This is a genomic window from Paracoccus sp. FO-3 (assembly GCF_006386455.1).
Taxonomy (GTDB): Bacteria; Pseudomonadota; Alphaproteobacteria; order Rhodobacterales; family Rhodobacteraceae; genus Paracoccus; species Paracoccus versutus.
In genome coordinates this window covers 65558-75948 of the sequence record NZ_VCBQ01000010.1, presented here as the reverse complement: position 1 = coordinate 75948, position 10391 = coordinate 65558, and the positions used below count along the sequence as shown (strand labels likewise).

The 10391-nt window shown below is 68.1% G+C and carries 10 protein-coding genes; 5 read left to right on the top strand and 5 right to left on the bottom strand.

The features are described from left to right. Nucleotides 1-39 precede the first annotated feature (39 nt). From FE811_RS04620 to tauA, 5 genes are all read right to left on the bottom strand, one after another. Entirely contained in the window at nt 40-1431 is a 1392-nt protein-coding gene (locus tag FE811_RS04620) for an FAD-binding oxidoreductase (protein ID WP_116221637.1), read from the bottom strand. A gap of 8 nt (nt 1432-1439) precedes the next feature. After that, nucleotides 1440-1862 (bottom strand): nuclear transport factor 2 family protein, encoded by a 423-nt coding sequence (locus tag FE811_RS04615; RefSeq protein WP_116220456.1) that lies wholly within the window; start codon nt 1860-1862, stop codon nt 1440-1442. A gap of 92 nt (nt 1863-1954) precedes the next feature. Next, nucleotides 1955-2782 carry an ABC transporter permease subunit gene (locus FE811_RS04610; RefSeq protein ID WP_036756128.1) on the bottom strand — a complete coding sequence of 276 codons (828 nt, stop codon included), beginning with the start codon at nt 2780-2782 and terminating at the stop codon, nt 1955-1957. Continuing rightward, nucleotides 2775-3584 carry a taurine ABC transporter ATP-binding protein gene (locus FE811_RS04605; protein ID WP_036756131.1) on the bottom strand — a complete coding sequence of 270 codons (810 nt, stop codon included), beginning with the start codon at nt 3582-3584 and terminating at the stop codon, nt 2775-2777. The genes FE811_RS04610 and FE811_RS04605 overlap by 8 nt, the downstream gene beginning before the upstream one ends. Before the next feature lie 66 nt (nt 3585-3650). After that, nucleotides 3651-4667 (bottom strand): taurine ABC transporter substrate-binding protein, encoded by a 1017-nt coding sequence (tauA, locus tag FE811_RS04600; RefSeq protein ID WP_114537643.1) that lies wholly within the window; start codon nt 4665-4667, stop codon nt 3651-3653. 166 nt (nt 4668-4833) lie between these two features. Between tauA and FE811_RS04595 the strand changes: the two genes are divergently transcribed. The 5 genes from FE811_RS04595 (at nt 4834) to FE811_RS04575 (ending at nt 10114) form a co-directional block, all read left to right on the top strand. Then, on the top strand, nt 4834-6321 hold the full coding sequence (locus tag FE811_RS04595) for a PLP-dependent aminotransferase family protein (RefSeq protein WP_072462061.1): 1488 nt from the start codon (nt 4834-4836) through the stop codon (nt 6319-6321). 397 nt (nt 6322-6718) lie between these two features. Next, nucleotides 6719-7228, top strand: coding sequence for a bifunctional 3-hydroxydecanoyl-ACP dehydratase/trans-2-decenoyl-ACP isomerase (gene fabA, locus FE811_RS04590; protein WP_036756139.1), 510 nt, complete (start codon nt 6719-6721; stop codon nt 7226-7228). Between the two features lie 21 nt (nt 7229-7249). Then, on the top strand, nt 7250-8479 hold the full coding sequence (fabB, locus tag FE811_RS04585) for a beta-ketoacyl-ACP synthase I (protein WP_072462122.1): 1230 nt from the start codon (nt 7250-7252) through the stop codon (nt 8477-8479). Nucleotides 8480-8498: 19 nt separating this feature from the next. Continuing rightward, on the top strand, nt 8499-9287 hold the full coding sequence (locus tag FE811_RS04580) for an enoyl-ACP reductase (protein ID WP_036756142.1): 789 nt from the start codon (nt 8499-8501) through the stop codon (nt 9285-9287). Continuing rightward, nucleotides 9287-10114, top strand: coding sequence for an alpha/beta fold hydrolase (locus FE811_RS04575; RefSeq protein ID WP_116220457.1), 828 nt, complete (start codon nt 9287-9289; stop codon nt 10112-10114). The genes FE811_RS04580 and FE811_RS04575 overlap by 1 nt, the downstream gene beginning before the upstream one ends. The last annotated feature ends 277 nt before the right edge of the window (nt 10115-10391 follow it).

Here is a 10391-nt window from a genome sequence, read left to right as displayed (position 1 = left end):
AAAAGACTCCTCAGTGGTCATTCTCATGGCGATGGCTCCTTATTTGCGCTCGTCGCGGAAGTGATAGAGTTTGTAGAGGCCCCATTGGCCGAGGCGCCGGAACGGCGTCCTCCAGCCCTCATGCGGCAATTCGTCGTTGAAGATCGGCAGCCTGGGCACAGCCTCGCCCGCGACCAGCTGCGCCATGCGCCGCCCGGCCATGGCGGAATACATCACGCCGTTGCCGCCATAGCCCAGCGCATAGAAGGCGCCGGGCAGGTCGGCCAGTCCGGTGATGCGCGGCATCATGTCGTGGCTGACATCCACCCAGCCCCACCAGCTGTAGTCCAGCTCGATCCCGCGCAGGGCGGGGAACTTGCGGGCCATCCCCTGCTTCAGCGCCTCCAGATGCGCCGGGTTCGCGGCATCGCGGCCGGTGATCGCGGCACGCGAGCCGATCTGCAGCCGGTTGTCGGGCAGCAGCCGGTAGTAATGCCGCAGCGTCCGGGTGTCGGTCAGCGGCGAGAGCTTTTGGATGCCGACCGCCTCCAGCTCGCCCGGCGTCAGCACGCGGGTGACGATGCTGTTCGACATGATCGGCATCAGCCGGTCCCTGAGCCGCGGGTGCAGGCCGCGCGGCGCATAGGCCGCCGTCGCCACCGCCACGCGCTTGGCGCGCACCGTGCCGCCCGGCGTGCGCAGGTGATGCACGCCGCCGCGGTATTCCCAGCCCTGCACCGGGCTGTCGACATGCACTTTCGCGCCCAGTTCGCGGGCGACGCGCAGGTAGCCGAAGGCCAGCTTCGCGGCATGGATGCCGACGCCGTCCACCTCCCACATGGCGCCATGCGCCTCCATGTCGCGCACGACGGTCCGGTGCAGCTCGTCGCGCGAGATCATGCGGGCGTCATAGCCGAAGGTCTCGCGCAGAAGCGCCGCCTCCTTCTGCAGCGCGGGCATCACGCTGGCCTTGTGGGCGATGTAGTAATGCCCGCCGTCCTGCGGATCGCAGTCGATCGCATGGTCGCGGATCAGCCCGCGGAACAGCTCGAACCCTTCGCAGACCTCGGCATGCAGGCCCTTGGCGGTATCGAGGCCCCAGCGCTCGATCCACTGGCTGCGCTTGAGCCGGCCCGAACTGACCTGCGCCTGCCCGCCGTTGCGGGTCGAGCAGCCATAGGCGACGCCGTTCGCTTCCAGCACGGTCGCCTTGATGCCGTGCATCTTGGCCAGGTGGAGGGCGCAGGAAAGGCCGGTATAGCCCGAGCCGATCACCACCACGTCGGCATCCATGTCGCGCGTGACCGGGCCGTCGTCCGCAGGCGGCTCGCCGGCGGTGCCGATCCAGTAGGTCGGCGCGTAATCGCTGCGCGGGCCCAGGCTGCGGCTGGTGATGGGGTCATAGAACGGGTCGTAGGGCTGCGCGCCCGCTCGTTTCTCGATCGCCTGCATGGCGGGCCTCATTTCTCGGCAAGGGCGGAGGCGGGGGCAGGGGCGGGGATGGCCGGGCGCTGCTTGCGGATCGCCTGCTTCTCGACGATCCGGCCGTCCGCGATGCGGAACAGGTCCACGCCCTGAACTTCGGTCCGGCTGCCGTCCGGGTTGGTGGCGCGGAAGGTCCATTGCGACACGCCGCGGGTGCCGTCCTCGGACAGGAAATGCGTGTGGTCGGCCCATTCGACGTCCGGCATCGTGGTCCAGACGGTCTCGAAGGCCCTGGCGATGGCGGCCTTGCCCTCGACCTTGTTGCCGTATTCATGCTCGCCGGCGACGGTGTAGAACACGCAATCCTCGGCGAAATGGGTCATCACGCCGTCGATGTCGTGGCGGTTGAAGGCGTCGAAGGTGGCCTTCAGGTCGGCGGCGGTCAGCTTGCGGGTCATCGGTGGATACTCCTCTCCCGGTCGGCGGCGCGCGGGCGCGCCTCCGGGACGTTTGCGGTGAATGGTTGCGGGTCAGCTCCGGCGGACGGGGGTCAGACCTTGCCCTTCCAGGGGATCAGCGCGCGCTCGATGCGGCGGATCAGCAGGTCGAAGGCAAAGGCCAGGATGCCGATCACGATGATCCCCATGATCACGGCGTCGCTGGCCAGGTATTCGGCCGAGTTCAGCACCATGAACCCCAGGCCGCGGTGGGCGGCGACCATCTCGGCCGCGACCAGCGTCGTCCAGCCCACGCCGATGCCGATGCGCATGCCGGTGAAGATCTCGGGCAGCGCCGCCTTCAGGATGACGTGGAAGATCACCTGCAGCTTGCTGGCGCCCATGGCGTAGGCGGCATGGATCTGCTCGATCGAGACCGAGCGCACGCCGGCGCGCGCCGCGATGGCCATGGGGGCAAAGATCGCCAGGAAGATCAGGAAGACCTTGGGAAACTCGCCGATGCCCAGCCAGATGATGATCAGCGGCAGATAGGCCAAGGGCGGCAGCGGGCGGTAGAACTCGATGATCGGGTCCAGCAGGCCCCGGACCACCCGGTTCACCCCCATCAGGATGCCGACCGGCACCGCGACGGCCAGCGCCAGGAAGAAGGCGCCCAGCACCCGGCCAAGGCTGGCCAGCGTATGCTGCACCAGGGTCGAGTTCGACACCCCCTCGGTCGCGGCCAGCACGAACTTGCCCCAGACCGCGGCGGGCGAGGGCAGGAACAGCGGCCTGACCCAGCCCATGCCGGTGACCAGGAACCACAGCGCGATCAGCGCCAGCGCCGTGGCCAGGCTGATGAGCGCGCTGGAGCCGTCGCCGGGGGCGCCGTAGGATACGCCGGGCCGGGCCGGGCGTGCTTTCATCAGCCGGTCAAGCATGGATCTTTTCCTGCTCGCCGGCGCGTTCGTCGCCATAGATGATGCCAAGGATCTGCTCCCTCATCTCGATGAAATCGGGGCTGGACTTGATGGCGCGGGCATTGCCCTCGGCCAGGAAGCGGCGGTTGAAGTCCAGCTCGTAGGTGTGGGTGATGCGGCCCGGCCGCGGCGACATGACGATCAGCCGCGAGCCGAGGAACAGCGCCTCCTCGACGCTGTGGGTGATGAAGAAATACATCTTGTCGGTCTGCTGCCAGATCTGCAGCAGCAGTTCCTGCACCGTCTCGCGGGTCAGCGCGTCCAGCGCCGCCATCGGCTCGTCCATCAGCAGCATGGCCGGGTCGCAGGTCAGGGCGCGGGCAATGCCGACGCGCTGCTGCATCCCGCCCGACAGGTGATAGATCATGTGCTTGTGGAAGTCCTGCAGGCCGACCAGCGCCAGGTTCTTCACCGCGCGCTCGCGCCTTGTCCTGGCATCCACGCCCTGCAGTTTCAGGCCGAATTCCACGTTGTCGATGACGTTCAGCCAGGGCAGCAGCGCGTGTTTCTGGAACACCACGCCGCGCTCGGCGCCGGGGCCGGCGACCGGGCGGTCGCCCAGCGTGATCTGCCCGGCCGAGGGCGCCATGAACCCGGCCATCAGGTTCAGGAGCGTGGTCTTGCCGCAACCCGAGGCACCCAGCGCCACGACGAAATCGCCGCTCTTGACCTCGAGGTTCACGCCTTTCAGCGCCGTGACAGGGGCGCCCTTGTGATGGCCCGGATAGATCAGGCTGACGTCGGAAACTTTCAGTGTCTGCATATCAGCGGTCTTTCAGAGGAAAGGGTTGAAGCGCGCGGGAAGGCGGCCCCGCAGGGGGCCCGCCGCCTATTGCGCCGCGGCCTGGGCGAAGCTCGGGTTCACGAAGGGGGCGTAATCGTCCAGCGCGCCGTCGATCTGCTTCTGCTCGACCAGGAAGCGGGCGCTTTCGCCCAGCGCGCGCACCGCGCCGCCGGTCAGCCAGGTCTCGGATGCCTGCTCGGCCGCATCCGGGAAGGACAGCATGTTCAGCGCCTCGACCGTGCCGGCGGCGTCGCCGCCGATCATCTTGACGATGCCCGCGACCTGCGGGGAATCCTCGGTCCAGGCCGCCTTGTCGGCATTGTAATCGGCATAGGCCCCGGCCAGCGCCTTGGTAAAGGCGGCCATGAAGTCCGGGTTCTCGGCAGCGAATTTCTTGTCCGCCACCAGCCCGTCGAAGGTCGGCACGCTGGCCGCGCCGATCTGTTCGCTGTCGGCGATGACCGCGCCTTCCTTCATCAGCTCGGTCAGCACCGGCGGCCAGACATAGGCCGCGTCGATGTCGCCGCGCTGCCAGGCGGCCAGGATCTGCGGCGGCTTCATGTTCAGGATGTTGACGCCGCGCGGGTCGATCTTCCAGACTTGGTCCATGCCCACGAGCAGGTGGAAATGCGAGGTCGAGACGAAGGGCACGGCGACGTTCTTGCCGGCCAGATCCTCGGGCTTCTCGATGCCCGAGCCGTTGCGGGCGACCAGCGCCTCGGACTTGCCGATATTGTCGAGGATCCAGAACAGCTCGAACTCCACCCCGCGCGTCGCCGCGGCGGCGATCCCGGTCGAGCCGATCACCCCCACCGGCACGTTGCCCGAGGCAAGCGCCGTCGAGATGTCGCCGCCCGAGGAAAACTGCCGCCAGTCGATCTTGTAGCCCGCCTCCTTGGCCGCGGCGTCCAGCCGGCCGTCGGCGATGGCGGCGATGAAGGGGCCGACGATCTGCTGGTAACCGACGACCACGGTGGTCTCGGCATGGGCGGGGGCCAGGCCGAGGCCGGCGCCAAGCGTCATCGCGGCCAGGAAGGCTCCGGCCCGGTTCATGTTGGTCATTCTTGTGACTCCCTGTCTTTCGATTGTTGGTCTTGCGACGCGGCCGAGCCTGTCGGCTCAGCCCCGGTGATTGGCATGGGCAACTCTGCACGGTTGCTTCTGCGGCAAAATGTTGCAGGTGACGGGGCGTAACGATATGTCCAGATGAAAGCAAAGATAAGGCCAGATGAGCGACCGGATTCCCGTCGAAATGTTCTTTTCCCGCGACAGCGATGCAGGCACGCTGCAGGCGCGGCTGGCGGCGGCCATCGTGCGGGCGATCCTGGAGACGCGGGCGCGGCCGGGCACGCGGCTGCCCTCGTCACGGGGGCTGGCCGCTGCGCTGGGGATTTCGCGGATGACGGTGACGCTGGTCTACCAGGAGCTGGTCAGCCAGGGCTATCTGGAGACGCGGGCACGGTCCGGCATCATCGTCGCCGCCACCGTGCCGCACCGCCGGCTGAAGGTGCAGGAGCCCGTGCCGCACGAGACCGCGCTCGACTGGGACAGCTGGCTTGCGGGCCAGCTGCCGCGGCAGCGGGTGATCCGCAAGCCGGCGAACTGGCGCGACTTCCGCTATCCCTTCATCTACGGGCAAAGCGACGCGGCGCTCTTCGACCACAACGCCTGGCGCGACTGCGCCCGCCGGGCTTGGGGGACGCGGGATTTCGGCGAGCTGGCCTCGGATCTCTACGGCGCCGACGACCCGATGCTGATCGACTACATCTGCTCGCATTCCCTGCCCCGCCGCGGCATCCAGGCCGAGCCGGACGAGGTGCTGGTGACGCTGGGGGCGCAGAACGCGCTGTTCATCGCCGTCGAGCTGCTGGCGCGCGGCGACCGGCTGGCCGTGACCGAGGATCCGGGCTATCCCGATTTCGCCGAGACCCTGCGCCGCGCCCACAGCCCGACCACCTTCCTCGACGTGGACGAGGGCGGGCTGAACCCCGAGCTGCTGCCGCAGGGGACGCGGCTGGTGATCGTGACGCCCAGCCACAACATCCCGACCGGCGCGACCATGCCGCTGGCGCGGCGCCGCGACCTGCTGGCCCGCGCCGCCGCGCATGATTTCCTGATCGTCGAGGACGATTACGACTTCGAGATGTCCTATCTGGCCCCGCCGGCGCCGGCGCTGAAATCGCTCGACCGGTCGGGGCGGGTGATCTATGTCGGCAGCTTCTCGAAATCGCTGTTTCCGGGGCTGCGCATCGGCTACATGGTGGCGCCGGCGCCCTTCATCGCGCGGGCCCGCGCGCTGCGCGCCATCATGCTGCGCCACCCGCCGAACCACCTGCAAAGGATCACCGCCTATTTCCTGGCGCTCGGCCATTACGACGCGCATATCGTGCGGCTGCGCGGGGCGCTGAAACGCCGCCGCGCGCTGATGGAGCAGGCGCTGGCGGCCACCGGGCTGCGCATCGCCGGGGCGGCGCGCTCGGGCGGGTCGAGCCTGTGGATCGAGGGACCGGCCGGCATCGACAGCGCCGTCCTGGCGGCAAGGCTGCAAGAGGACAGCGTGCTGATCGAGCCGGGCGAGGTCTTCTTCGAAACCCCGCCGCAGCCCTGCGCCTTCTTCCGGCTGGGCTATTCCTCGATCCGCGAGGGGGACATCGCACCGGGCATCGCCCTGATCGCCCGCCGCACCCGCGAACTGGCCGCGGAACAGGCCGGCTGACCGCCCGTTCCCCCGTCATGGGGGCTTTGCCCCCGCGCGTTCCGCGCTCCCCCAGGATATTTCGGCACGAAAGAAGCCGCGGCCCGGTATCCTCCGCCCGGTTCTTTCGTGTTGAAATATCCTGCGGGGGTCTGGGGGCGCAAAGCCCCCGGATGCGGCGCCGGCCATGGCGCGCAAGGCCCGCCCGTCCTGCCGGGCGGGGAAAGCTGCGGCAAATCGTCCGCCGCGCCTCCGTCTTTGGCAACCGCCGGCATATCCGACGCAAAAACCCGCAAAACCTGCGCCCTTGCGCCCTGCCGGGACGGAATGATAGACCCGAAAGCAAGTGCGGCGCGGGCCTTGCCCGGCAGCCGCCGCAGCAGTTAACGCAACGTCGGATCGAGGGGAACACACGCGCATGACGATGACACGGACCAGCTTTGACAAGGAAGATCTGCTGGCCTGCGCCCGTGGCGAGTTGTTCGGCCCCGGAAATGCCCAATTGCCCGAGCCGCCGATGCTGATGATGGATCGCATCACCGAGATTTCCGCCGATGCCGGCCCGCATGGCAAGGGCCATGTCGTCGCCGAATTCGACATCCATCCCGACCTGTGGTTCTTTGCCTGCCATTTTCCCGGCAATCCGATCATGCCGGGCTGCCTGGGCCTTGACGGGCTGTGGCAGCTGACCGGCTTCAACCTGGGCTGGCGCGGCTGGCAGGGGCGCGGCTATGCGCTTGGCGTGGGCGAGGTCAAGCTGACCGGCATGGTCCGCCCCGACCGCAAGCTCTTGCGCTATTTCGTCGATTTCACAAAGGCGGTCCAGACCCGTCGCCTGACCATGGGCGTCGCCGACGGCCGTGTCGAGGCCGACGGCGAAACCATCTATGAGGTCAAGGACATGAAGGTTGCCCTGTCGGCCGCCTGACACATGAACAAGGAGCACGCCATGCGCCGTGTCGTCATCACCGGGCTGGGCATCGTCTCTCCCATCGGCAACAATGCCACCGAGGTCACCGAAAGCCTGCGCGCTGGCCGCTCGGGCATCGTCTTCGCCCCCGAATATGCCGAGCACGGCTTTCGCAGCCAGGTTCACGGCATGCCGCAGATCGCCGTCGAGGACCATATCGACAAGCGCAACCTGCGCTTCATGGGCGCGGGCGCGGCCTATAACTTTATCGCCATGCAGCAGGCGATCGAGGATGCGGGCCTGGCGCCCGAGGATGTCTCGAACGAGCGCTCGGGCCTGGTCATGGGCTCGGGCGGGCCGTCGACCGCCAACCTGTTCGAGGCGCATCGCACCGTGATCGAGAAGGGCGCGCCCAAGCGCATGGGCCCCTTCATGGTCACGCGCTGCATGTCCTCGACCAATTCGGCCTGCCTGGCCACGCCCTTCAGGATCAAGGGCGTGAACTATTCGATCACCTCGGCCTGCTCGACCTCGGCGCATTGCATCGGCAACGGCACCGAGCTGATCCAGATGGGCAAGCAGGACATCGTCTTCGCCGGCGGCGGCGAGGAGCTGGACTGGACGCTCAGCTGCCTGTTCGACGCCATGGGCGCGATGTCGTCGAAATACAACGACACGCCCCAGACGGCCTCGCGCCCCTTCGACGCGACCCGCGACGGCTTCGTCATCGCTGGCGGCGCCGGGGTAGTGGTGCTGGAGGAGCTGGGCCACGCCCTGGCCCGCGGCGCCCGCATCTATGCCGAGGTCACCGGCTATGGCGCGACCAGCGACGGCTATGACATGGTCGCCCCTTCCGGCGAGGGCGGCGAGCGCTCGATGCGGCTGGCGCTGTCCACCCTGCCCGAGGGGCGGCGCGTCAGCTATGTCAATGCGCATGGCACCTCGACCCCGGTGGGCGACGTGGGCGAGATCAAGGCGCTGCGCCGGGTCTTTGGCGAGGGCGCGGTGCCGCCGGTGTCATCGACCAAGTCGCTGACCGGCCATTCGCTGGGCGCGACCGGCGTGCATGAGGCGATCTATTCGCTCTTGATGATGCAGCAGGGCTTCATCGCCGCCTCGGCCAACATCACCGAGCTGGACCCCGAGATCCGGCCCGAGGAGATTGCGCAGACGCGCATGGATGACGTCGATTTCGATAGTGTCCTTTCCAACAGTTTCGGTTTTGGCGGCACCAACGCCACGCTGCTCCTGTCGAAATACCGCGAATAAACCAAGAAAAGGTTAAGCCATGAGCGAATTGATGAAAGGCAAACGCGGCCTTGTGATGGGGGTCGCGAATGACCGCTCGATCGCTTGGGGGATTGCGAAGGCGCTGGCGGATCAGGGCGCGGAACTGGCCTTTTCCTATCAGGGCGAGGCTTTCGGCAAGCGGGTCGAGCCCTTGGCGCAATCGCTGGGCTCGGACTTCCTGATGGATGTCGACGTGCTGGACGACGAATCGCTCGACCGCGCCTTTGCGGCGATCGAATCGCGCTGGGGCGGGCTGGATTTCCTGGTCCATGCCGTCGCCTATTCCGACAAGAACGAGCTGACCGGGCGATTCATCGATACGACCCGCGACAATTTCAAGAATTCCTTGACGATTTCGTGCTATTCGCTGATCGACCTGGCCCGGCGGGCGCAGCCCCTGATGACGAATGGCGGCTCGATCATCACGCTGACCTATGCCGGCTCGAACCGGGTCACGCCGTTCTACAACGTCATGGGGGTGGCAAAGGCCGCATTGGAATCCTCGGTCCGCTACCTGGCCAACGACCTGGGCCCCGAGGGGATTCGCGTCAACGCGATCAGCCCCGGCCCGATGAAGACCCTGGCCGGCGCGGCCATCGGCGGCGCCCGCAAGACCTATCGCCATACCGAGGCCAATGCCCCGCTGCGCGCCAATGCCACGCTGGAGGCGATCGGCGGCACGGCGGTCTGGCTGTGTTCGGACTGGGGCGCCTGCACCACGGGCGAGATCGTGCTGGTCGATGGCGGCTATCACGTGCTGGGCATGCCGCAGTCGGAAAACCTGTGATGCCCGTCCGCTTCTTCCAGGCCGAGGACGGCGCCCGGCTGGCCTATCGCGACGAGGGCGAGGGGCTGGCGGTCCTGGCCCTGCCGGGGCTGACCCGGACGGGGCGGGATTTCGACTATCTGGCGCCGCATCTGGCCGGCGTGCGGCTGATCCGGCCGGATTACCGCGGCCGCGGCGATTCGGATTGGACCGGCGCGGACAGCTATACCGTCCCGCAAGAGGCGCGGGACGCGCTGGCGCTGCTGGATCACCTGGGCATCGCGCAGGCGGCGGTGCTGGGCACCTCGCGCGGGGGGATCATCGGCATGCTGCTGGCCGCGACGGCGCGCGACCGGCTGTTGGGCCTGTGCCTGAACGATGTCGGCCCGGCATTGCAGCGCAGCGGGCTGGAGCGGATCTTCGACTATGTCGGCCGCAACCCGGCCGCGAAAAGCCTGGAGGACATGGCAGAGCGCCTGCCCGCGCTCATGCCCGGCTTTGCCGGCGTGCCGGCAAGCCGATGGCTGGACGAGGCGCGGCGCCATTACGCCGAGACGCCCGCGGGCCTGCGCATCAACTACGACCCCGCCCTGCGCGAGGCGTTCCTGGCCGCCTTCAATGGGCCCGAGGTCGATCTGTGGCCGCTGTTCGACGCCGCGCAGGGGCTGCCCCTGGCGCTGGTGCGCGGGGCAAACTCGGACCTGCTGGCGCATGAGACCGCGACCGAGATGCGCTGCCGGCATCCCCAGATGATCCTGGCCGAGGTGCCCGATCGCGCCCATGTCCCCTTCCTCGACGAGCCCGAATCGCTCGCCACGATCCAGGATTGGCTTGCCGCCATGCGCTAGGTTGATCCGCCCGCCGCAAGGTCCGGGCATGATCGAACGGCCCGTCGCGGTTCTGGATCGGCACCGCGGCACCGCGCGGGCCTGTCCGCGGGGCCGTGGCAGCGCGGCCCGGCGGCCTGCCAGTCCGGCGGCTGGCGTGGCGAGGATCCGCCGCTCCAGTTCCGCCGATGCCGCGCCCGGTGGCCCGCCCTGAGCCGAGAACCGACGGCTAGGCTTCTGCACCTGATGCACAGGATCGGAACGGGGGCCTGCCTTGCAAGCCCCGCGCAATGCCGGC

Excerpts from the sequence above, each read along its gene's own strand:
- FE811_RS04620 (WP_116221637.1), bottom strand. The coding sequence starts at position 1,431 with ATGCAGGCGATCGAGAAACGAGCGGGCGCGCAGCCCTACGACCCGTTC.
- FE811_RS04615 (WP_116220456.1), bottom strand. The coding sequence starts at position 1,862 with ATGACCCGCAAGCTGACCGCCGCCGACCTGAAGGCCACCTTCGACGCC.
- FE811_RS04610 (WP_036756128.1), bottom strand. The coding sequence starts at position 2,782 with ATGCTTGACCGGCTGATGAAAGCACGCCCGGCCCGGCCCGGCGTATCC.
- FE811_RS04605 (WP_036756131.1), bottom strand. The coding sequence starts at position 3,584 with ATGCAGACACTGAAAGTTTCCGACGTCAGCCTGATCTATCCGGGCCAT.
- tauA (WP_114537643.1), bottom strand. The coding sequence starts at position 4,667 with ATGACCAACATGAACCGGGCCGGAGCCTTCCTGGCCGCGATGACGCTT.
- FE811_RS04595 (WP_072462061.1), top strand. The coding sequence starts at position 4,834 with ATGAGCGACCGGATTCCCGTCGAAATGTTCTTTTCCCGCGACAGCGAT.
- fabA (WP_036756139.1), top strand. The coding sequence starts at position 6,719 with ATGACGATGACACGGACCAGCTTTGACAAGGAAGATCTGCTGGCCTGC.
- fabB (WP_072462122.1), top strand. The coding sequence starts at position 7,250 with ATGCGCCGTGTCGTCATCACCGGGCTGGGCATCGTCTCTCCCATCGGC.
- FE811_RS04580 (WP_036756142.1), top strand. The coding sequence starts at position 8,499 with ATGAGCGAATTGATGAAAGGCAAACGCGGCCTTGTGATGGGGGTCGCG.
- FE811_RS04575 (WP_116220457.1), top strand. The coding sequence starts at position 9,287 with ATGCCCGTCCGCTTCTTCCAGGCCGAGGACGGCGCCCGGCTGGCCTAT.